The 22,647-nt window shown below is 64.8% G+C and carries 17 protein-coding genes and 1 other RNA gene; 1 reads left to right on the top strand and 17 read right to left on the bottom strand.

The annotated features are described in order from the left end of the window. Window position 1: 1 nt before the first annotated feature. The 15 genes from murC to rnpB all read right to left on the bottom strand — a co-directional run bounded on the left by murC (window position 2) and on the right by rnpB (window position 18,630). Window positions 2-1,393, bottom strand: a complete 1,392-nt coding sequence (murC, locus tag DUGA2_RS03365) for a UDP-N-acetylmuramate--L-alanine ligase (RefSeq protein ID WP_008445436.1) — start codon at window positions 1,391-1,393, stop codon at window positions 2-4. Continuing rightward, on the bottom strand, window positions 1,390-2,457 hold the full coding sequence (gene murG, locus DUGA2_RS03360; protein WP_070267203.1) for an undecaprenyldiphospho-muramoylpentapeptide beta-N-acetylglucosaminyltransferase: 1,068 nt from the start codon (window positions 2,455-2,457) through the stop codon (window positions 1,390-1,392). Before murG ends, murC begins: the two co-directional genes overlap by 4 nt. Beyond that, on the bottom strand, window positions 2,454-3,674 hold the full coding sequence (ftsW, locus tag DUGA2_RS03355; protein WP_070267202.1) for a putative lipid II flippase FtsW: 1,221 nt from the start codon (window positions 3,672-3,674) through the stop codon (window positions 2,454-2,456). The genes murG and ftsW overlap by 4 nt, the downstream gene beginning before the upstream one ends. Beyond that, window positions 3,674-5,182: a UDP-N-acetylmuramoyl-L-alanine--D-glutamate ligase gene (gene murD / locus DUGA2_RS03350; protein WP_070267201.1), complete on the bottom strand. Its 1,509-nt coding sequence runs from the start codon at window positions 5,180-5,182 to the stop codon at window positions 3,674-3,676. The genes ftsW and murD overlap by 1 nt, the downstream gene beginning before the upstream one ends. Continuing rightward, the gene (gene mraY, locus DUGA2_RS03345) at window positions 5,182-6,351 is read right to left on the bottom strand and encodes a phospho-N-acetylmuramoyl-pentapeptide-transferase (protein WP_070267200.1); all 1,170 of its coding nucleotides are present in this window, start codon (window positions 6,349-6,351) and stop codon (window positions 5,182-5,184) included. The genes murD and mraY overlap by 1 nt, the downstream gene beginning before the upstream one ends. A 2-nt stretch (window positions 6,352-6,353) precedes the next feature. Then, on the bottom strand, window positions 6,354-7,763 hold the full coding sequence (murF, locus tag DUGA2_RS03340) for a UDP-N-acetylmuramoyl-tripeptide--D-alanyl-D-alanine ligase (RefSeq protein ID WP_070267199.1): 1,410 nt from the start codon (window positions 7,761-7,763) through the stop codon (window positions 6,354-6,356). Then, the gene (locus DUGA2_RS03335) at window positions 7,763-9,337 is read right to left on the bottom strand and encodes a UDP-N-acetylmuramoyl-L-alanyl-D-glutamate--2,6-diaminopimelate ligase (protein WP_070267198.1); all 1,575 of its coding nucleotides are present in this window, start codon (window positions 9,335-9,337) and stop codon (window positions 7,763-7,765) included. Before DUGA2_RS03335 ends, murF begins: the two co-directional genes overlap by 1 nt. Then, the gene (locus DUGA2_RS03330) at window positions 9,334-11,109 is read right to left on the bottom strand and encodes a penicillin-binding protein 2 (RefSeq protein WP_070267197.1); all 1,776 of its coding nucleotides are present in this window, start codon (window positions 11,107-11,109) and stop codon (window positions 9,334-9,336) included. The genes DUGA2_RS03335 and DUGA2_RS03330 overlap by 4 nt, the downstream gene beginning before the upstream one ends. Next, window positions 11,106-11,381 (bottom strand): cell division protein FtsL, encoded by a 276-nt coding sequence (gene ftsL / locus DUGA2_RS03325; RefSeq protein ID WP_070267196.1) that lies wholly within the window; start codon window positions 11,379-11,381, stop codon window positions 11,106-11,108. Before ftsL ends, DUGA2_RS03330 begins: the two co-directional genes overlap by 4 nt. Next, on the bottom strand, window positions 11,378-12,358 hold the full coding sequence (gene rsmH / locus DUGA2_RS03320; protein WP_070267195.1) for a 16S rRNA (cytosine(1402)-N(4))-methyltransferase RsmH: 981 nt from the start codon (window positions 12,356-12,358) through the stop codon (window positions 11,378-11,380). The genes ftsL and rsmH overlap by 4 nt, the downstream gene beginning before the upstream one ends. 9 nt (window positions 12,359-12,367) lie before the next feature. Then, window positions 12,368-12,796 (bottom strand): division/cell wall cluster transcriptional repressor MraZ, encoded by a 429-nt coding sequence (gene mraZ, locus DUGA2_RS03315; RefSeq protein ID WP_008445413.1) that lies wholly within the window; start codon window positions 12,794-12,796, stop codon window positions 12,368-12,370. 632 nt (window positions 12,797-13,428) lie between these two features. Beyond that, entirely contained in the window at window positions 13,429-15,675 is a 2,247-nt protein-coding gene (locus DUGA2_RS03310; RefSeq protein ID WP_070267194.1) for a M9 family metallopeptidase, read from the bottom strand. Between the two features lie 190 nt (window positions 15,676-15,865). Next, entirely contained in the window at window positions 15,866-16,630 is a 765-nt protein-coding gene (locus DUGA2_RS03305; protein WP_070267193.1) for an AraC family transcriptional regulator, read from the bottom strand. 84 nt (window positions 16,631-16,714) lie between these two features. Then, window positions 16,715-18,220 carry a glycerol kinase GlpK gene (gene glpK, locus DUGA2_RS03300; RefSeq protein WP_070267192.1) on the bottom strand — a complete coding sequence of 502 codons (1,506 nt, stop codon included), beginning with the start codon at window positions 18,218-18,220 and terminating at the stop codon, window positions 16,715-16,717. 66 nt (window positions 18,221-18,286) lie between these two features. Next, an RNA gene (gene rnpB, locus DUGA2_RS03295) (RNase P RNA component class A) lies at window positions 18,287-18,630 on the bottom strand. A gap of 128 nt (window positions 18,631-18,758) precedes the next feature. On the opposite strand from rnpB, the gene DUGA2_RS03290 reads away from it, so the two are divergent. Beyond that, window positions 18,759-20,462, top strand: a complete 1,704-nt coding sequence (locus DUGA2_RS03290; RefSeq protein WP_070267191.1) for a thiamine pyrophosphate-binding protein — start codon at window positions 18,759-18,761, stop codon at window positions 20,460-20,462. Window positions 20,463-20,483: 21 nt separating this feature from the next. Here the strand turns inward: DUGA2_RS03290 and DUGA2_RS03285 are convergent, their stop codons facing one another. Continuing rightward, on the bottom strand, window positions 20,484-21,059 hold the full coding sequence (locus DUGA2_RS03285; protein ID WP_070267190.1) for a hypothetical protein: 576 nt from the start codon (window positions 21,057-21,059) through the stop codon (window positions 20,484-20,486). 71 nt (window positions 21,060-21,130) lie between these two features. After that, window positions 21,131-22,207 carry a porin gene (locus tag DUGA2_RS03280; RefSeq protein WP_070267189.1) on the bottom strand — a complete coding sequence of 359 codons (1,077 nt, stop codon included), beginning with the start codon at window positions 22,205-22,207 and terminating at the stop codon, window positions 21,131-21,133. Window positions 22,208-22,647 lie beyond the last annotated feature (440 nt).

The raw sequence follows: 22,647 nt of genomic DNA, 5'->3' as shown, positions 1-22,647 counted from the left end.
TTCAGACCTTTGGATAGTTAGTCAGTTTGGCAGGGACGCCGCTGATCGAGCCTGCGCCCATGGTCATGACGACGTCGCCGTCGCGTACCACACCCATGATGGTTTCCGGCATATCGCCAATCGCCTCAACAAAAATCGGTTCGGTCTTGCCGCGTGCGCGCAATGCGTGCGCCAGCGCGCGGCCGTCTGCGGCCACGATAGGCGCTTCGCCGGCGGCGTAGACTTCGGCCAGCACCAGCACGTCGACGGTGCCCAGCACCTTGACGAAATCTTCAAACAGGTCGCGCGTGCGGCTGTAGCGGTGCGGCTGGAAGGCCAGCACCAGGCGGCGGCCAGGATAGGCGGCGCGCGCGGCGGCGGTGGTCACTTCCATCTCCAGCGGGTGGTGGCCGAAGTCGTCCACCAACGTGAACGTGCCGCCGCCAGGGATGGCGACATCGCCGTATTTGGTGAAGCGGCGGCCGACGCCGGCAAAGGCGGCCAGGCCGGCTTGCGTGTCTTTGTCTTCGATGCCGATTTCGCGCGCGATGGCGATGGCCGAGCAGGCGTTCTGCACGTTGTGCAGGCCGGGCTGGTTCAGCACCACGTCCAGGTCCGGGTAGCCTTCCTGGATCACGGTGAAATGCATCTCGACGCCGACGGCGCGGGCGTTCACGGCGCGCACTTCGGCTTCTTCGTGGAAGCCGTAGGTGGTCACGGGCTTGGTCACTTGCGGCAGGATGGCGCGTACATGCGGATCGTCGATGCACAGCATGGCGCGGCCGTAGAACGGCAGGCGGTGCGTGAAGTTGACGAAGGCCTGCTTGAGCTTTTCGAAATCGTGCTCGTAGGTTTCCATGTGGTCGGCGTCGATGTTCGTGATGACTTCGATCATCGGCGTCAGGTTCAGGAAGGAGGCGTCCGACTCGTCGGCTTCGGCCACCAGGTACTCGCCGGTGCCCAGCTTGGCGTTGGCGCCGGCGGCGGTCAGGCGGCCGCCGATGACGAAGGTCGGATCGAGGCCGCCCTGCGCCAGCACCGATGCGACCAGGCTGGTGGTGGTGGTCTTGCCGTGCGTGCCGGCGATGGCGATGCCGCGCTTCAGGCGCATCAACTCGCCCAGCATCACGGCGCGCGGAACGATGGGGATCTTGCGGCTGCGCGCAGCCACGACTTCAGGATTGTCCTGCTGTACGGCGGTCGAGGTGACGACGGCGTCGGCTTCGCCGATGTTGGCGGCCGCGTGGCCCTGGAACACGGTGGCGCCCATGTCAGCCAGGCGCTGGGTGACGGCGTTGCTGCCCAGGTCCGAGCCGGACACGGTGTAGCCAAGCGTCAGCAGCACTTCGGCGATGCCGCTCATGCCGCTGCCGCCGATGCCGACGAAGTGAATATTCTGTACTTTGTGCTTCATGCTAGTTGTTCCAATACTTGTGCGATAGCGTCGTTCGCATCGCGTTTGCCGACACTGCGCGCCGCCATTGCCATGGTCTGGCAAGCGCCGCGGGTCAGCGTTTCCAACAGCGTCGCTACACTCTGCGCGCTCATTTCCGATTGCGGCATGTGGATCGCCGCGTTCTGTTTCGCCATCCACTGCGCGTTGTCGCGCTGGTGGCTGGTGGTCGATGCGACCAGCGGCACCAGCACGCTGGCCACGCCGGCCGCGGTCAGCTCCGACACAGTGATGGCGCCGGCGCGGCAGATCACCACGTCGGCATGGCTGTAGGCGGCGGCCATGTCATCGATGAAGTCGACCACATTGGCTTCCACGCCCGCCTGCGCATACGCCGCACGCAGCGCATCGATATTCTTCTTGCCCGACTGGTGCGTCACCTGCGGACGCTGCGCGGCCGGGATCAGCGCCAGCGCGGCCGGCAGGTTGTCGTTCAGCGCTTTCGCGCCCAGGCTGCCGCCCACCACCAGGATGCGCAGCGGACCTTCGCGGCCGAAGAAACGCAGGTCCGGCGTGGGCATGTCCAGGATCTCCTTGCGCACCGGGTTGCCGGTGACGACAGCCTTGCTGGCGGCCTTGCCGAAGTTGGCCGGGAAGCCGAAGCACACGCGCTCGGCGAACGGCACCAGTGTTTTATTCGACAGCAGCAGCGCGGCGTCGGCATTGACCAGCACCAGCGGCACGCCGCGCATGCGCGCCATCAGGCCGCCCGGCACGGTGACGTAGCCGCCCATGCCCAGCACCACGTCCGGCTTGCGGCTGCCGATGTAGCCGAAGCAGGCGGCGAAGGCCTTGACCATCTTCAGCGCGCCGCCCAGCGAGTGCTTGATGCCCTTGCCGCGCATGCCGGTGAAGTCGATGCTGTCCATCGCGATGCCGTGCTTGGGCACCAGCTCCTGTTCCATGCCGGCGGCGGTACCCAGCCACGTTACTTCCCAGCCGCGCGCGCGCAGCGTCTGCGCAATCGCCAGGCCGGGGAAAATGTGGCCGCCGGTGCCGGCCGCCATGATCATCAATCGTTTCATAATCTGCCACCACGCATCAGGACCCGGTTCTCGTAATCGATCCGGAGCAGGATCGCGAGTCCGACGCAGTTAATCACTACACCCGTGCCGCCATAGCTCATCAGCGGCAAGGTCAAGCCCTTGGTCGGCAGCAGGCCAAGGTTGACACCCATGTTAATAAACGTCTGAACACCGATCCAGATGCCGATGCCCTTGGCAGTCAGGCCGGCAAAGGTCTGGTCGATGGCGATGGCTTGGCGGCCGATGTCGAAGGCGCGCTTGATCAGCCAGTAGAACAGCGCGATCACCACCAGCACGCCGGCCAGGCCGAGCTCTTCGCCGATCACCGCCAGCAGGAAGTCGGTATGCGCTTCCGGCAGGTAGTGCAGCTTTTCCACGCTGCCGCCCAGGCCTACGCCGAAAAGTTCGCCGCGCCCGAAAGCGATCAGCGAGTGGGTCAGCTGGTAGGCCTTGTTCAATGCGTTGTCTTCCTCCCAAGGATTCAGGTAGGCGAAGTAGCGCTCGCGGCGGAATTTCGACAGCGCGATGATGGAGCCGAAGATCACCACCAGCACCGCGCCGATGCCGCCGAACCAGATGGCGTTGATCCCGCCCAGGAACAGGATGCCCATGGCGATGCAGACGATCACGCCGAAAGCGCCCAGGTCGGGCTCCAGCAGCAGCAACAGGCCGACAAAGCCGACCGCCGCCGCCATCGGCATGAAGCCCTTGGTCAGCTTGTGCATGTACTCCTGCTTGCGCACGGTGTAGTCGGCGGCGTACAGCACGGCGACCACTTTCATCAGTTCCGATGGCTGCACGTTGAATACCTTGAGCGACAGCCAGCGGCGGCCGCCGTTGACCACCACGCCGAGGCCGGGGATCAGCACCATCACCAGCAGCACCAGGGTGCCGATGAACAGGTACGGCGCGGCCTTCTGCAGGTCGCAGATGCGGATGCGGAACACGAACAGTCCGGCCAGCAGCGAGACGCCGATGAACATCGCCTGCCGTTGCAGGAAGTAGGTGTTCTGCCAGCGTACGTAGTTGGCGAACTTGGGCGAATCCGGCAGCGAGATCGAGGCCGAGTACACCATCACCATCCCGAGCAGCATCAACAGCAGCGTGACCCAGACCAGCGGCTGGTCGTATTCCATCATCTTCGATTGCCGCGCGCGGCTGTCCATCGACGGCGGCGTCGACTTGTCAGCAAAGCGGAACGGCATCTGGAAGGCCATCAGAGCTCCTGTCCTGCATCGAGGGCGATCTCGCGCACGGTGTCGATGAACACCTGGGCGCGATGCGCGTAGTTCTTGAACATGTCCATGCTGGCGCAGGCCGGGGACAGCAGCACGGCGTCGCCGGCTTGCGCCAGTTCGCTGGCGCGCTTGACGGCTTGCGGCAGGTCGGTGCCGCAGTCTTCCAGATCGACACCGGACGGCGCCAGCGCGGCGCGCAACTGCGGCGCGTCGCGGCCGATCAGCAGCACGGCGCGCACGTGGCGCGATACCGGTTCGGCCAGCGGCGAGAAATCCTGACCCTTGCCGTCGCCGCCCATGATCACCACCAGGCGCTGGTTGGCGCCGGTGAACGCCTTGCCCAAGCCGTTCAAGGCGGCCACGGTGGCGCCGACATTGGTGCCCTTGCTGTCGTCGTAGTATTCGACGTCGTTGATGGCGCTGACCAGTTCCACGCGGTGCGGCTGGCCGCGATATTCGCGCAACCCGTGCAGCAGCGGCGCCAGAGGCAGGTCGATGGCGCGGCACAGGGCCAGCGCGGCCAGCGCGTTGGCGGCGTTGTGCACGCCGCGGATCTGCAGCGCGTCGGCCGGCATCAGGTTCTTGACCATGCATTCGACCGGTGGCGGCGGCGGATCGTTCTTCTTGCGTTTCTTCGGTTCGCCCTCTTCCTCGGCCGGCACGGCGGTGGCTAGCCATAGCACGCCGCGTTCGCTGTTCAGGCCCAGGTCGTCGCGCAGCGTTGGCGCGTCGGTGCCGAAGGTGACGTTGGTGCCGGTGGCGCTGGCCATGCGCATTACGGTGGCGTCGTCGCGGTTCAATACGCGCACGGTGTCGGCCGCGAAGATGCGGTGTTTGGCGGCGGCGTAGGACGGCATGTCGCCATGCCAGTCCAGGTGGTCCTGGGTCACGTTCAATACGGTGGCGGCGTCGGCTTCCAGCGTGAAGGTGGTTTGCAGCTGGAAGGACGACAGCTCCAGCACCCACACTTCCGGCAGCGTGCCGGCGTCCATCACGTCGCGCAGCACGTCCAGCGCGGCGGGGCTGATGTTGCCTGCCACGCGTACGGTCTTGCCGGCGCGTTCGCACAGCTGGCCGACCAGCGTGGTGACGGTGGTCTTGCCGTTGGTGCCGGTGATGGCGATGATCTTGGGCGTGTAGCCGCGTTCTTGTTCCAGTGCTTCCAGCGCCTGGGCGAACAGTTCGATCTCGCCCCATACCGGCACGCCGGCGGCGGCAGCGGCAGGCGCGATCTCGGCCAGTTCGCGATACGGCGCCAGGCCCGGGCTGACGGCGACCATGTCGATACCTTCCAGCAGCGCAGCACCGAACGGACCGGCGACGAACTCCGCGTCCGGCACGGCCAGGCGCAGCGCCGGCAGGCGCTCGGGCGCTTCACGGGTATCGGCCACGCGCACGCGCGCGCCGCTGCGGGCGAGCCACAGCGCCATCGCCAGACCGGATTCACCCAGTCCCAGTACCAGTGCGTTTTTGCCTTCGTAGATCATCAGCGCAGTTTCAATGTAGAGAGTCCGACCAGCACCAGCATCATCGTGATAATCCAGAAGCGCACGACGACCTGGGTCTCTTTCCAGCCTTTTTGTTCAAAGTGATGGTGCAAGGGCGCCATCAGGAACACGCGGCGGCCGACGCCGAAGCGCTTCTTGGTGATCTTGAACCAGCCCACCTGGATAATCACCGACACCGTCTCGGCGACGAAGATGCCGCCCATGATGAACAGGACGATTTCCTGGCGCACGATGACGGCGATGGTGCCCAGCGCGCCGCCCAGCGCCAGTGCGCCGACGTCGCCCATGAACACCTGTGCCGGGTGGGTGTTAAACCACAGGAAGGCCAGGCCCGCGCCGGCCAGCGCGCCGCAGAAGATGATCAGTTCGCCCGCGCCGGGAATGTGCGGGATGAACAGGTACTTCGAATACGTGGCGCTACCGGTCAGGTAGGCGAACAGGCCGAGCGCCGAGCCGACCATAATCGTCGGCATGATCGCCAGGCCATCCAGGCCGTCCGTGAAGTTAACGGCGTTGCTGGTGCCGACGATGACACAGTAGGTCAAAGCGATGAAGCCCCACACGCCCAGCGGGTAGCTGATGGTCTTGAAGAACGGTACGATCAGGTCGGCCTTCGGCGGCAGGTCCATCGAGAAGCCCGACTGCACCCAGGCGAAGAACAGCTCGAACACCTTGCCGGCATTGGGTGCGGACACCGAGAACGCCAGGTAGAGCGCGGCGCCGATGCCGACCAGCGACTGCCAGAAGTATTTTTCCGCCGAGCGCATGCCTTCGGGATCCTGGCGCACCACCTTGCGGTAGTCGTCGACCCAGCCGACGGCGCCGAAACCCAGCGTGACGATCAGCACCGGCCAGATCAGGCGGTTCGACAGGTCGCACCACAGCAGCGTGGAGACGCCGATGGCGATCAGCAGCAGCACGCCGCCCATGGTCGGGGTGCCGTGTTTTTTCAGGTGGGTCTGCGGACCGTCGGTGCGCACGGCCTGGCCGTACTTCATCGCGGTCAGTTTGCGTATCACGGCCGGACCGGCCGACAGGCCGATCAGCAGCGCGGTCGCGGTGGCGAACACCGCGCGGAAGGTGATGAAGTTGAAGACCCGGAGTGGCCCGAGGTCCTGCTGAAAATACTGAGCGAGCCAGAGCAGCATGATTAGTGACTTTCCTTGTTAGCTTGTTGCGATCCAATCAAATGCTGCACGACCCGTTCCATTTTCATGAAGCGGGAGCCCTTGATTAATACGGTTGCATCCGGCGTGACGGCTGCGTCGACAGCAGCCAGCAGATCGCCGAAGTTTTCAAAATGACGAATGGCGGGTCCACTCATGTGGGACGCCAGCTCGCCGGTTGCCAGCACCTGTTCGATGCCTTTGGTCTGCGCATACGCGCCGATTTCTTCGTGAAACTCGCGGCCCTGGGTGCCGACTTCGCCCATGTCGCCCAGCACCAGCACGCGCGGGGCGGCGGCCTTGGACAGCACGTCGATGGCGGCGCGCACCGAGTCCGGGTTGGCGTTGTAGCTGTCGTCGATGACGACGGCGCCATTGGCCGCGGCCTTCTTCTGCAGGCGGCCGTTGACCGGCGCGAAGGTGTCGAGGCCCAGTTTGATCTTGTCCAGCGCGATGCCGGCGGCGTAGGTGCAAGTCACGGCAGCCAGCGCGTTGCGCACATTGTGCTCGCCCGCCGCTTGCAGGTTGACGAAGAACTGGTCAGGCTCGCCTGCGCACTCGCCCTCGCTTCTGCGGATGGTGATGAACATCTCGCTACCGAAGTCGCCAGGGCGGAAGGTGCAGCTCACCTCGGCGTCCTTGGTCAGGCCGAAGCGCAGCATGCGGCGGCCGGCCGACAATTCTTCCCAGACCGGCGTGAACTCGTCGCCATGCGGGAACACGGCCACGCCGCGCACCGGCAGGCTGGCCAGCACGGCGCCGTTCTCGCGCGCCACCGCTTCCACGGTGTGCATGAACTCCTGGTGCTCGCGCTGGGCGTTGTTGACCATGGCGATGGTGGGGGCGGCTATGGCGCTCAGGCGGCCGATCTCGCCGGGATGGTTCATGCCCAGTTCCACCACGGCGGACTTCTGCTGCGCGTCCATGCGGAACAGCGTCAATGGCACGCCGATCTCGTTATTCAGGTTGCCGCGCGTGGCCAGGCGGCCGTCTTCGCCGTGGGCGGCGGCCAGGATGGCGGAGATCATTTCCTTGACCGTGGTCTTGCCGTTGCTGCCGGTGACACCGATGACGGGCATCGTGAACTGGCGGCGCCAGTAGTTGGCGATCTGGCCCAGGGCCACCAGCGTGTTCGGTACGACGATGGCCGCGATGCCGGTCGATGCGGTCCAGCCCTCCGGCAGTTCTTCAACCACGACAGCGGCGACGCCCTTCTCCGCGACTTGCGCCAGGAAGTTGTGGGCGTCGAAAACCTCGCCGCGCAAGGCGACGAACAGCGAACCTGCGGCTACGCTACGGCTGTCGGTGGAGACGCCGTTGAATACAATTTCACCGGAGCCAATCAGCTTGGCGCCGGACACAGAAGGCAGAATCTGTGCGAGTGCTGCACGCATCAATTCGTCCTCATCATGGTTAAGCGGGCCGACAGCGCCAGCTGCGCGTGGTCGGCGTCGGAGAATGGCAGTTTCTTGCCCTTGATTTCCTGGTACGGCTCGTGGCCTTTACCGGCCAGCAGTATCACGTCCGGCTTGCCGGCGTGCTTGATCGCCGACAGGATGGCGGCGGCGCGGTCGTCCAGCGTCTGCACCGTCGATGCCGGGTTGTTGCGGTCCATGCCGGCGACGATCTGCTCGATGATCGAGTGCGGATCTTCGCTGCGCGGGTTGTCGCTGGTGACGAGCACGTGGTCCGCCATCTGCGCTATCTTGCCCATCTGCGGGCGCTTGCCCGGATCGCGGTCGCCGCCGCAGCCGAACACGCACCACAGCTGGCCGCCGCGGTCGGTGGCCACCGGGCGCAGCGCGGCCAGGGTTTTTTCCAGCGCGTCCGGCGTGTGCGCGTAGTCGATGACGATCATCGGCGCATCCTGGCCGCCGACCTGCTGCATGCGGCCCGGGGCCGGCAGCAGCGCTTCGACCGCTTCGATGGCGGCGCGCAGGCCCAGGCCCTTGGCCAGCATCGCGCCCATCACGCCCAGCGCGTTGCTGATGTTGAAGTTGCCGACCAGGTGAGTCTTGACCAGCGCCACGCCGAGCGTGCACTCCAGATGGAATTCGGTGCCGGCGTTGCGGCTGCTGCGGAACTGGCTGGCGCGCAGCATCAACACGCCCGGGATGTCCGGGCGCGCGGTGGCGTCGTGCAGCGTGTAGCCGATCAGCGGAATATCGCCCGACGGCGCGGCCTGCGGCGCTTTCGCCTGCAGGTGGGCGATCAGGCGCAGGCCCATCGGGTCGTCCAGGTTGACCACCGCCGTCTTCAGGCCGGGCCAGTCGAACAATTTGGTCTTGGCGGCCTCGTAGGCCTCCATCGTGCCGTGGTAGTCCAGGTGGTCGCGGGTCAGGTTGGTGAACAGCGCGACGTCGAAGTGCATGCCTGCCACACGGCCCTGTTCCAGGCCGATGGACGATACCTCGATCGCCAGCGCGGCGGCGCCCTGCCCGCGCAGGCCGGCCAGCGTGCGCGCCAGCAGCACCGCGTCCGGCGTGGTGTAGCCGGTGACGTCGTACTCGACATCGCCGCGTGCGCGGAACAGGCCCACGCCCAGCGTGCCGATGACGGCGGCCGGCTCGGCGCCGCGCGACAGCGCGTGGCCCAGCCAGACGGCGCTGGAGGTCTTGCCGTTGGTGCCGGTGACGCCGACGGTGAACATGGCCGCATCCGGCTGGTCGTAAAAGGCGTGGGCGATCACGCCGGCATGGCGCTTGAGCTGTTCGACGGTGAGGTAGGGCACGGCCCAGCTGTCGTTCCAGGTGTAGCCTGCGGGGTCGAGCACCACCAGCGCGGCGCCCTGCTCGATGGCGCTCTCGATGAAGCTGCGGCCGTCGCCGGCATCGCCCGCTTCGGCTGCGAAAGCAAAAAACACATCGCCCGGCTTGATGCGGCGCGAATCCGAAGCCAGCTGCGCGGACGGCGCCAGCTTGCGGATCGCGGCCGCGACGGCCAAGGGGTCGAAGTCAGAAGTCGTCACATTTTCTCCTGTGCTGCATTATCAGGAATGATGATATGGGTAAGGGTTGAATCCGGCGTGATGTTCTTGGCGCGCAGCGCGTTGGCGGCCAGCGCGGAGAACACGGGGCCGGCGACGTCGCCGCCGACGTGCACCGGTCCGCCCGGTTCGTCGATCATGACGGCGATGATGAAGCGCGGGTTCGACATCGGCGCCATGCCGACGAAGTTGCCGATGTATTTGGTTTGCGAGTAGCGGCCGTTGAGGAACTTCTGCGCGGTGCCGGTCTTGCCGCCCACGCGGTAGCCCTGCACCTGGGCCTTGACGGCCGAGCCGCCCGGCAGCGTGACCATCTCCAGCATCTCGCGCATTTCGGCGGCGGTCTTGGCGCTGATCACCTGCGTGCCATGCGGCGCTTCCGTCACTTTCTGGAACGACAGCGGGATGATGTCGCCGTCGCGGGCGAAGATCATATAGGCGCGCGCCAGCTGGATCAGCGATACCGAGATACCCTGGCCGAAGCTCATATTGGCCTGCTCGATCGGACGCCACGATTTATATGGACGCACGCGGCCGGCCACGGCGCCGGGGAAGCCCCACTTGGGCTGCTGGCCGAAACCGACCTTGGTGAACATCTCCCACATTTCCTGCGGCGGCATGCTCAGCGCGATCTTCGAGGTGCCGATGTTGGACGACTTCTGGATGATGGTCTGGACGTCGATCAAGTAGTGCGGGTGGGTGTCGTGGACCACGTGGTCGGCGATCACCATGGCGCCCGCGCCGGTGTCGAACATGGTGTGCGGCGTGATGCGCTTCTCGTCCAGCGCCAGGCCGACGGTGAACGGCTTGAGCGAGGAACCAGGCTCGAAGGTGTCCGTCATCACGCGGTTGCGCAGCTGCTCGCCGGTCAGCTTGGAGCGGTCGTTGGGGTTGTAGGTCGGCCAGTTGGCCAGCGCCAGCACTTCGCCGGTGTGCACGTCCAGCACGATGGCGGCGCCGGCCTTGGCGTGGAATTTTTCGACCGACTCCTTCACCTGCGTGAAAGCGATGTACTGAAGCTTGCTGTCTATCGACAGCGTCAAGTCCTTGCCGTCGTGCGGCTCGCGCACCGATTCGATGTCTTCGACGATGTGGCCCAGGCGGTCCTTGATGACGCGGCGGCTGCCCGGCTGGCCCACCAGGGTTTTCTGCTGCGCCAGCTCCATCGATTCCTGGCCGGCGTCTTCGACGTTGGTGAAGCCCACCACGTGGGTCGTCACTTCGCCCTGCGGGTAGAAGCGCTTGTATTCCTTGCGGGTCTGGATGCCGTCGATGCCCAGCTTGGTGATCTGGTCGGCCACGTCCTGCTCGACCTGGCGCTTCAAATAGACGAAGCCGCGGTCGGAGTCGAGTTTCTTTTGCAGGTCGGCGTTGCTCATGTCGAGCAGCTTGGCCAGCTCTTTCAGCTTGGCCGGCGGCGCTTCCTGGACATCGTCCGGAATCGCCCAGATGGCCTTGACCGGCACCGACGACGCCAGCACCTGACCATCGCGGTCGGTGATCTTGCCGCGCGTGGCCGGCAGGTCCAGCGTGCGAGCGTAGCGGATCTCGCCCTGCTTCTGCAGGAACTGGGTCGACAAGCCTTGCAGCCACAGGGCGCGCGCGCCCAGGCCGGCGAAGGCGGCGAACAATACGAACAGCACCACGCGCGAACGCCAGACCGGCAGGCGTACCGCCAGCACCGGGTTCTTGGAGAACGGCACGCCCTTGGAGCGGGCTACGCGCGACGTGTTGGTATTGCTGGCGCGGCTCATTTCGATCCTTCCGGCGTCAGGTATTGCGTGCGCGCGGCGGTCAGCGGCGTCATGCTCAGGTCGCGGCGGGCGATTTCCTCGATGCGGGCGTGCTTGCCCAGCGTCGACTGGTCCAGCTGCAGCTGCGCCCATTCGATGTCGAGCTGGCGCGCCTGCGACTGCGTGCGTTCCAGTTCGATGAACAGATGGCGCGCCTGGTATTGCGCGTTCACCAGCGACAGCCCGCAGGCCACCAGCAGCGCCGTCAGCACCAGGTTGATCTTGCCGCTCATGCCGCGCCCTTCACAGCGCCGGGAGCTGAAAACGGCAGGCGGCGCGCGACACGCATCACGGCCGAACGGGCGCGCGGGTTGGCGGCTATCTCGGCGTCGGACGGCTTGAACTTGGCCAGCAGCTTCAGTTCCGGCTGCGGCAGGTCGACCGCGCGGATCGGCAGGCGGCGGTCCGGCTGCTCGACGTTGGCCTTGGACGCGAAGAAGCGCTTGACCATGCGGTCTTCCAGCGAGTGGAAGCTGATGATGGCGATGATGCCGCCCGGCGCCAGGCTGTTCCAGGCCTGGGTCAGACCGATCTCGAGGTCTTCAAGCTCTTTATTGATGAAAATCCGGATAGCCTGAAAGGTACGGGTGGCCGGGTCCTTGCCCTTTTCCCGAGTCTTGACCGCGCCTGCCACGATGCCGGCAAGCTGTCGTGTGGTTGAAATTGGCTCGACTGCCCTGCGAGCAACAATCGCCTTTGCAATCTGAAAAGCAAACCGTTCTTCCCCATATTCCTTGATCACCTTTTCCAGTGTCTGTTCAGTTTCTGTGGCGAGCCACTCCGCCGCCGACATGCCGCGCGTGGTGTCCATGCGCATGTCGAGCGGGCCGTCGTTGCGGAAGCTGAAGCCGCGCGCGGCGTCGTCCACCTGCGGCGACGAGATGCCCAGGTCGAGCAAAATGCCGTCGGCCTGCGCCACGCCGCGCTCGGCCAGCGCCGCGTGCATGGTGGCGAAGCTGTCGTGGACGATGGTGAAGCGCGGGTCGGTAATCTGCTCGGCGGTGGCGATCGCCTGCAGGTCTTTGTCGAAGGCGATCAGGCGCGCCTTGGCGCCCAGTTTGGACAGGATCAGGCGCGAGTGGCCGCCGCGGCCGAACGTGCCGTCGACGTAGACGCCGTCGGCGCGCGCGCCGTCCAGCGCCAGCGCGTCGACCGCTTCGTCAAGCAGCACCGTCCGATGCTGAAATTCCGGCACCGATGTAGTGGTCATCACGGAGCCTTAGAAAGAGAAATTAGCGAGAACATCGGGGGTGCCGGCTTCGATCGCCTGCTGCTCTTGTTGCGCCATCTTGGCGGCATCCCAGATTTCGAAATGAGAACCCATGCCCATCATCATGACCTCGCGTTCAAGGCCGACGGCGCTGCGCAGCTCGGGCGCGATCAGGATGCGGCCGGCCGTGTCCATTTCGACGTCGGTGGCGTAGCCGAGGAAGATGCGCTGCCAGGCGCGGGCCTGCAACGGCCACTGGGAGATCTGTTGGCGGTGCTGTTCCCACACCGGGCGGGGGAACAACATGACGCAGCCGTCGGGATGGCGGGTCAGCGTGAGGCGGCCTTCGCACTGGATCGAGAGCGCGTCACGGTGCTTGGCGGGGATAGACATCCTGCCTTTGGCATCGAGATTGATTGCGGACGCGCCTTGAAACACGGGATTACCTTTTGACCTCAGTAGGGTTAGCGGAGCATGATCGGCGCTTCCGGTTCTCATCTCCCCCGCCGCTAAGTCGGGTGAAATTTCCCACAAAAAGACACTTTTTCACACAGATGCCCACTTTAGAGGAAGCAAGAATAGTGGTCAAGCGCTTTCAGGCAAACGAAACAGCGATTTTAGTAATGAAATTAAGGACTTAGCGCGATTCCTTGAAGCCGGGTAGAAATAAAATAGTTAGGCAAATTAAGTACTTATGACAAACAGTGAATGTGCTACCTCATCTGTGCACATGTGTTTGGACGCACTAAAACGGGGAAATAGAGCGAATAAAATAATTGAATTAAATGCATATAGTTGCAAGACGCCAACATTGCGGTATTAAAACGACAACAGAGGCGTACGGGCGGCAGCGGGGGGATTTCTTGCGGCAAGTCGCGCCGGCGGCGCACTCAGCTGGATGGAAAAACCTGGGGTCGTGCGGGGACAGCGCCACGGCGCAGGACAACTTGTATAGACAAGTTAGCCACCGCACCGCCACGCCGCATTATACGAAATCCGTGGAGGGAAATCAGGAAACGGCAGCCGGGCGGCTGCCGTTTTAAGCGCTTTCTAAGACCGTTTCAGCTCAGTTAGTCGTAGGTCGCGTACACCGTCACACCGCTGAAGCTGGTTTTGGCCTTCAGCATGATGTAGTACCAGTGGCCGGCCACCGGATTGGCGATGCTGACGTTTTCCGAGTTGCCCGCCGCGGCCGACACCATGTCGTACGACGCGACGGTCGGGTAGCGGTCCAGCGCCACGTACATGTCGGCGTCGCCGCTGCCGCCACGGCTGAAGATCTTCACGTTGGTGGCGCCGGCCGGCACCATCAGGTAGACATAGGCCGCGGTGGACGAGCCCAGGCCGCCGATGCCGCAGTTCTTGCCCAGGTAGCTGGTCGAGGCGCAGGCCGGCAGCTGCGGTTCAGGCATGGGCGGCTGGCCGGCGGTGGTGGCGGTGTTGACCCAGTCGGCGAACTCGGCGTCGTAGCTGGTGCCGATGCGGGCCATAAAGCTCTGGTAGCCGCTGTAGTCGCCGATGCGGAACATGCCCAGCACGGCATCGACGTCGGCGCGGTGGCGCTCCATCATGAAGCGGGTTGCCATGTAGCCCCAGCGATAGGCGCGGATGACATAGTCGCTCATGCTGTAGGTGTTGCCGAAGATCTGGCTCAGGCGGTAGGTGCCGGTCTTGGCGACGTCGATCGAGACCTGGTTGTTATTCCGCAGCGACATGTACTCGGCGATACCCTCGATCCACCAGACGGTCGGCACCGACGTGGCCTGGCCGAAGTCGCCCAGCATGTCGAAGCGGCCGTCCAGGTAGTGGACGTACTCGTGCTCCAGGTTCCACACCTGGAAGGTCGGACGCAGCCACGAAGCTTCGTGGGCGATGAAGCGGGCCTGGTTGCCAGGCACGTCAGGCTCGCCTTCCAGGTACATGCCGCCGTTGTCGGTGCTGATGTCGTAGATGATGGAGGCGTACTTGCTGTAGTTGCTGTAGTCGTCGAACACCACCAGTTCCAGCGAGGTGTTGTTGTCGTTGGCGACAGGGGTGCGCTTGGTCTTGAGCATGTCGTGCACATAGCCCTCCTCGGCCGCCAGCTTGTCGCAGCTGTCCTGCAGCTGAGCCGGCGTCATGTCCTGGGCGCGGATGCGCAGCGTCGGACTGCAGGACTTGCTGTATTTGAGCACGGAGTTGGCCAGCTTGGTGACGTAGTCGCAGGTGCCGTACTCGGCGCAATTGGCGTTGTCGTAGTACTTAACGGCGCTGGCGGCGGCCAGCCACAGCTCGCTGTCGGCGCTGGTCAGGCTGCTGGTGGCCAGCATGTTCAGCACCATCGGTTTGACGCCGGCCTTGAGCGCCGGGTACTGCATGAAGCGGAACGCCTCGTTGGTCGCGTCGTTCAGCTGGTAGCTGTAGTTGCTGCCCAGCAGAGCGGTCTTGTTGGACGTGACGAAGGCGTTCAGCGCGGTCGCGTACGACAGGTCGTTCTGCACCACCGGCGCGGCGTCGGCGCGGTAGTGGGAGTAGAACAGCACCGTCAGCGCCGACGTGAAGCCGCCGCTGGTGCTGTTGTTGCGCAGCGCGTCGACCGCGTTCGGGTTGGCCGGGGTGTTGGTGTAGCGCTGCACCAGGGCTTTCATGCTCGGCAGGTAGTAGGCCTCGTCGTGCATATTGGTGATCAGGCGCAGCGTTTCGCCGGCCGTGGTGTAGGCCGCGGCGTTGGGCGCGTACAGCCGGGTGCTCTCGGCCAGCTGCTTGATCGGCGTGCGCAGCGTCGTCTTCACCGACTGCGCCGGCTGGGCGATGGTGCCGCCTTCGGCCAGGTAATAGCCGGCGCGCAGGTACAGCGCCAGGTTGACCAGCGCCATATTGCTGGCGTTGTAGCTGCCGGCTTCCTGCGTGAAGCGGCTGGCGATGGCGTTGAGGTTGGCGGCCGAGTAGATCGTCGCGCCCTGTGCCGGCGTCAGCGAGAACAGGCCGTAGGTGCATTCGAAGTCCGGCAGGTTGACCAGGTAGTCGGCCAGCGCGGCGCCGCTGTAGGTCGCCAGCTTGGTCATGTCCTTGCATTCCGGCGTGGCGCTCAGCGGCGTCAGGCTGTTGCGCTGCTGGCGCGGCAGCAGGTCGTAGCGCGGCTTGGTGGTCGGCGCCAGCTGGTACTTCTGCTGCTCGACCGATGGCGGCAGGCTTTGGCGCTGGTGCGGCATGGGCGCCTGTTTCAGGCGGCCGTGTTTGTCTGCGGCGGGGTCGCCGCCGTTGTCGGCATGGGCGGTAAAGGCCAGGCTGACGGCGCATAGGCCGCCTAGATACAGGATATTCCTCGATAACGACATGTCTGCCTCTCTTCAAGATAGTTATAAGTATTCGCCGCGCGCCTTGTGGGCGGGTCGGCTGGGTGATACTAGCTTGATGAGTTTGCAAGGCATTGCGCGCACCGGAGGGTGCGCGGCGGTTCGCTATATTTAAACAGCCGGGGGCGTGGGATCGGCACAGCGCTTGCGCCGAAATACCACAGTTTCGAGCTCAGGCGCGCAGTTCCGCCCACGACGCCATGCTCGGCGCAGCCTGCGGCCGCTCGCCATGTTGCTGCGCGCGGTACTGCATCGGCGTCATGCCGGTCAGCGCCTTGAACTGGCGGCTGAAGGCGCTGTGGTCCGAATAACCGCAATCGTTGGCGATGTCGGCGATGCTGCGGGCCGGGTCGGCCTCGATCAGCGCCAGCGCGCCGTCCAGCCGCGACTGCAGCAGCAGCTGGCGCGGGCTGTAGTGGAACACCCGCTGGAACAGGCGCTCCACGCGCGCCAGCGGCAGGCCGGCGTCCTGCGCCAGCTGGTTCAGGCACAGGGGTTCGCGGTAGTGCTCGCGGATATGCTGGGCGATGCTGGCGATCTGGCGGTACACGGGATGCAAGTCGTCCGCCAGGCCGAGGTCGTGCGAGGTGCCGACCAGGCCGACGATGGCGCCGGCATCGTTGCGCAGCGGCGTCTTGTGGGTCAGGCACCAGCCGTGGCGGCGGTTGGGATACAGGTGCAGTTCCAGGTGCTTGTTGATGGTGTGGCCGGCCTCGATCACCTCGCGGTCCTGCGCCATATAGGTCTGCGCCAGATGGCGCGGATGCACTTCCAGCACGGTCTTGCCGACGATTTCCTGCTTGGTGCGCAGGCCGCAGCGCCGCACCAGCGTGCGGTTGGCGGCCAGGTAGCGGCCGTCCCGGTCCTTGACGAAAAACGCGACATCGCTCAGTTCATCGAACAGGATTTCGATCGCATTCAACTCGACATTTTGCATCGCTCCTCCAGTTGCTTAGGTGGCAAGATATTCCATCTTACCTCATCCTTTCGCGCGCGGGAACCATGGCTTTTTTGCGGACCGCTAGCGCGCAGCGTCCCAGCCGCGCGAGCGTTCGACCGCGCGGCCCCACTGCCCCAGCAGTTCGGCGCGGCGATCGGCCGGCATGGCGGGCTCGAAGCGGCGCTCGCACGACCACTGCGCGGCGATCTCTTCCTGCGTCTCCCAGTAGCCCACCGCCAGCCCGGCCAGATAGGCCGCGCCCAGCGCCGTGGTTTCGGTCACGGTCGGCCGCACCACCGGCACGCCCAGCAGATCGGCCTGGAACTGCATCAGCAGATCGTTGCGGGCCGCGCCGCCGTCGGCGCGCACCTCGGTCAGCGGAATGGCGCGGTGCGAAGCCTCGACATCCTTCTGCATCGCCGCCATCAGCTCCGCGCTTTGATAGGCGATCGCCTCCAGCGCGGCGCGGGCGATGTGGCCGCGGTTGCTGCCCCGGCTCAGGCCGACCAGCGCGCCGCGCGCATACGGATCCCAGTGCGGCGCCCCCAGCCCGACAAACGCCGGCACCATGAACACGCCGCCGTTGTCCGGCACGGTGGCGGCCAGCGCCTCGACATCGCCCGACCGCTGGATGATGCCCAGCCCGTCGCGCAGCCATTGCACCGTGGCGCCGCCCATGAACACGCTGCCCTCCAGCAGATAATCGGTGGCGCCGTCGACGCGCCAGCCGACCGTGGTCAGCAGCCGGTTGTGCGAAGCCACCGGATGCCGCCCCAGATGCATCATCATGAAACAGCCGGTGCCGTAAGTATTCTTGACCATGCCCGGCTTCAGGCAAGCCTGGCCGAAGGTGGCGGCCTGCTGGTCGCCGGCGATGCCGGCCACCGGGATCTCGGCGCCGAACAGCGCGGCCCTGGTATGGCCCACCTCCTCGCTCGACGACACCACCTGCGGCAGCATCTCCTCGGGGATGTCGAACAGCTGCAGCAGGTCGTGGTCCCAGCGCATCAGGTGTATGTTGAACAGCATGGTGCGGGCGGCGTTGCTGACGTCCGTCACATGGCGGCCGGTCAGCTTGTAGGTCAGCCAGCTGTCGATGGTGCCGAAGGCCAGCGCGCCATGCCGCGCCCGCTCGCGCGCGCCCGGCACGTGGTCGAGCAGCCACTTGAGCTTGGTGGCGGAAAAATAGGCGTCCAGCTCCAGGCCGGTGATGTCGGTGATTTTCTTGGCCTTGCCGTCGGCGCGCAGCGCCTCGCAGGTGTCGGCGGTGCGGCGGTCCTGCCAGACGATGGCCGGCGCGATCGGCTCGCCGCTCTTGCGGTCCCACACCACGGTGGTCTCGCGCTGGTTGGCGATGCCGATCGCCAGGATCTGGCCGCCGTCGACATGGTTGTCGTGCAAAACCTTGCGCGCCACGGTGAGCTGGCTGTTCCAGATCTCGTTGGGGTCGTGCTCGACCCAGCCGGGCTGAGGGAAGTGTTGCGGGAATTCCTGCGCCGCGCTGCCGCAGATGCGGCCCTGATGGTCGAACAGGATGGCGCGCGAGCTGGTAGTGCCTTGATCCAAGGCCAGTATGTATTTTTTCATCGGCAAAGTCCCCGGGGGTGCCGCGGCGTGCGCGTCGGTCCCGCGGCAGCCGCGAACATCGTTATTAGTTGAAGCAAGCCGATAGGCCGGATTTTGTTACGGCGCAGGCGAACCTGCGCTATGACAGCCATTCCTCTAGGCGCTGGATTACTCCAGCGCTCAAGCTTCCTACCCGCACGCTCCGCGAGCAGCATCATCGCGTGCCTATTTGGAATTGCACCAGGTGGAGGTTACCGCGTTTCACCGTAACTTAATACGCTCGTCTCTGTGGCCCTATTCCTCGCCTTATACCTTGGGCTTGCGCTTGCGGCTTTCAGCGGACGGCCGTTAACCGTCACCCCGCTCTATGGAGTCCGGACCTTCCTCCCGCCAGGCATTACGCGCTGGCCAGCGGCTGTCTGGCTTGCTTCAAGCGCTATTGTAACAGCCCGCCCCTGCAAATCTGAAATTTGGTGTCGCCATTAGAAAAGCCGCCGCCTTTTCCCGGCCGTAGAATGCGGGATACCGCACCTATACCTAGACCCCGATAAGGCCAGACATGACGCAACCATCCCGCACCGGCGGCCAGATCCTGGTCGACGCCCTGAAGATCCACGGCGTGGACACCGCCTTCGGCGTGCCAGGCGAAAGCTACCTCGACGTGCTCGACGCCCTGCACGACTCCGACATCCGCTTCATCATCAACCGCCAGGAAGGCGGCGCCGCCTTCATGGCCGACGCCTACGGCAAGATGACCGGCAAGCCCGGCATCTGCTTCGTCACGCGCGGCCCGGGCGCGACCAACGCCTCGATCGGCGTGCACACCGCCTTCCAGGACTCGACCCCGATGATCCTGTTCATCGGCCAGGTCGGCAACGACTTCGTCGACCGCGAAGCCTTCCAGGAAATCGACTACCGCCGCATGTACGGCCAGATGGCCAAGTGGGTGGCGCAGATCGACCGCGCCGACCGCGTGCCGGAATACATCGCGCGCGCCTTCCAGATCGCCACCAGCGGCCGCCCCGGCCCGGTGGTGCTGGCGCTGCCGGAAGACATGCTGACCGCCGTCGCCAGCGTGGCCGACACCCGCCGCTACCAGCCGGTGCAGGCGTCGCCGTCGGCCGCGCAGATAGCCCAGGTGCGCGCGCTGCTGGCCGGCGCCAAGAAGCCGCTGGTATTGCTGGGCGGCGGCGGCTGGAACGCGCAAGCCTGCACCGACCTGCAAGCCTTCGCCGAAGCCAACCACCTGCCGGTCTCGTGCGCCTTCCGCTTCCAGGACTTGCTCGATAACGACCACCCCAATTACATCGGCGATGTCGGCATCGGCATCAATCCCAAGCTGGCCGCGCGCGTGCGCGAAGCCGACGTGATCCTGGCCATCGGCCCGCGCCTGGGCGAGATGACCACCGGCGGCTACGCGCTGATCGCCGCGCCGGTGCCGGCCCAGCGCCTGATCCACGTGCACGCCGACGCCGAGGAACTGGGCAGCGTCTACCAGGCCGAGCTGATGATCAACAGCGGCATGCCGCAAGTGGCGGCGATGCTGGCCGCGATGGCGCCGGTCGACAGCGCCGCGTGGCGCGGCACCGTGGCCGAAGCCAAGGCCGACCTGGCCGCATGGCAGCAGCAGCCGCCCATTTTCCAGGACGGCAAAGCGCCGCTGGACCTGTGGCAGGTGGTGCAGCAGATCGACCGCATCGCGCCGCACGACACCATCATCACCAACGGCGCCGGCAACTACGCCACCTGGGCGCACCGCTTCCACCGCTACGGCGGCATGCGCACCCAGCTGGCGCCGACCAGCGGCGCCATGGGCTACAGCGTGCCGGCCGGCGTGGCCGCCAAGATCATCGATCCGGCGCGCACCGTGATCACCTTCGCCGGCGACGGCGAGTACATGATGAACGGCCAGGAGCTGGCCACCGCCGTGCAGTACCGCGCGGGCGTGGTCATCATCGTGTTCAACAACGGCATGTTCGGCACCATCCGCATGCACCAGGAGCTGCACTACCCTGGCCGCGTGTCCGGCACGCAGCTGCACAACCCGGACTTCGCCGCGCTGGCGGTGGCCTATGGCGGCCATGGCGAAGTGGTGGAAGCGACGGCGGACTTCGCGCCGGCGCTGCAGCGCGCGCTGGCCTACGCCAACAGCCAACAGCTGCCGGCCGTGATCGAGCTGCGCTACGACGGCAACCTGATCACCCCGGGCGCCACGCTGGACACCATCCGCAAGAACGCGCAGGCGGCCAAGGCCGCGAAGTAATCGTCAAAAAAAACCGCCGGCTCACAGGCCGGCGGTAGTGGTCTTGCCGGCATCGATCATCGGCGCCGGCGCTTCAGGCGCCTCGGGCGCCTCTTGTTCCATGTCTTTCTTCTTTTTCTGCGCCGGACAGGCGCGGCAAGCGCCGGCCTTGCGGCCGAAGTCCGTCACCAGCGACAAGCGCATCGGCACCGACTGGTCGCCGCAATAGCCGCCGTCCAGCACCAGCGTCTTGCCGCCGTCGGCCAGCTTGCCGCTGATGACGCGCTCTTCCTCGTCCGGCGGCTGCACCGTGAAGTACAACTGCTTGCCGCGCGGATCGATCGTGACCTCGCTGGCCACCACCGGCCAGCTCAGGCCGCCGGCCGTGTATTCGTACAACACCGTGTCCACTTCTGAAAACCGTTGCAGCGTGATGCGCTGCCCGCCGAACTCGCCGCTGTCCGCATGCACGCACAGGTCGGAATACACCAGCATGCCGTAGCGCGGCAGGGTGCCGGCCGGCGCGGCCTGCTTGCGCGCCATCTTCGGCGCGGCGAACACCGCGCAGGACGCCAGCAAGATGGCGCCGGCCAGCGCGGCACGTCGGGTAGTGATCATGGTAACGGCTTTCAGAAATGAACAACGGCTGCACCAGGCAGCCGTTGTGGATTCTAACTGATCAGATCAGATTAGAAGGAGTGACGCAGGCCCAGATTGAAAGCCTTGTCGCCCGAACCGGCTTCGCTGTTGTTACCAACGGTGTAGCTAGCGCCGTTTTTGTTTTTGATCTTAGCGTAAGCAACATAGGTGCTGGTGCGCTTCGACAGAGCGTACGAGTAGCCAACTGCCCACTGATCTGCATCGTGGTTAGCGACTTCTTTGTCGTTCTTGCGGGTGTACGACGCCATCAGGGTGCCGTTCGCGCCGATAGGAGCGGTAGCGCCGATCAGAGCAACGTTGCTGTCGCGGGTAGCCGCTGGAGCAACTGCGTAGCCGAATGGGTTCGAAGCGTTAGCCAGTGGCGAGCTGTTGGTACCCTTGTCTTTGCTGAAAGCAGCGTAAGCTTTAACAACGACGAAGTCGTAGTTAGCAGCGATCAGGGTGTTGTGGCCAACGTCGGTGCTCAGTTTAGGAGCAACGGTGTCGTTGTTACGTGCATTGTAAGCAACGCGAACGTTCAGAGGACCGTTCGAGTAGCCAGCCCAGCCGCCGATTTGACGTTGTGCCGATGCGTCGCCAGCTTGCTCGCCTACCGAGTAGGAAACTTCGCCTTGGAAACCAGCCAGCGATGGCGACTGGTAAACGATAGCGTTGCTGTTGCGGGTGTTGTTGCCAGCCACGCCGAACAGGTTTTTAGCGGTACCAGCGTAGCCCAGAGCGAACGGGTCAGCCACGTCGCGCAGGGTTTCGTAGTACGGAGTGTACTGACGACCCAGGGTCAGTTGACCAGCGGTGGTCGATTTCAGACCAACGTACGATTGACGGTTAGCGATCGAACCAGCAACATCGGACTCGCCGGTGTCAGCTTTGATGCCCGATTCCAGCACGAAGACAGCGCTCAGACCACCGCCCAGATCTTCCGTACCTTTGAAACCCAGACGGGAGGCCGAGCCTACGCCGCTGGTGACTTTGGTGGTGTTGGCAACGCCGCCGCGCTCGCTAACGATACCGGCATCGACGATACCGTAGATCGTGACGTTCGATTGAGCGAACGCTGCGGAGCTCATTGCGCCCAGGACGGCCATGGCGATAAGGGATTTTTTCATTACGTGTTTCCTTCAGTTGTGTTGCTGTAAAAAGGTAAAGCTAGTATTGCGGCGTGTTCGGTGCTTATCGGCGCCATCTGCAGCGCCGTCTGTGCGTGAGGGCAAACTCCCCAGCTGCCACGATGCGGTCCCAAGTGCGGGTCGCGTTCACTTAAATTGCGGCCGATTAAATCGACGCCGGCTTTATCGCGACGCAAATTGCGTCGGAGGCGGCACTATACTGATGCTTTGCTGGTCTGCCAAGTGTAAAAGCGTTCATGTTGACCCCAGTCACTCTTGCCAGAAATTCAAAACACCCGCATTTTACCGCATCGCAATATTTCCTGCCGAGTTAGCCAACTAGCCCGGTATTTCCGCTCGATGCATCCATTGCAGCACCCCGTTGTGCGGGCTGCCCGAGTAACAAATGCAAGATCTATGCATACGTGACTACATCGTTG

It is taken from the genome of Duganella sp. HH101 (assembly GCF_001758795.1).
GTDB lineage: Bacteria > Pseudomonadota > Gammaproteobacteria > Burkholderiales > Burkholderiaceae_D > Rugamonas > Rugamonas rivuli.
This window is presented reverse-complemented; position numbering and strand designations above follow the sequence as displayed.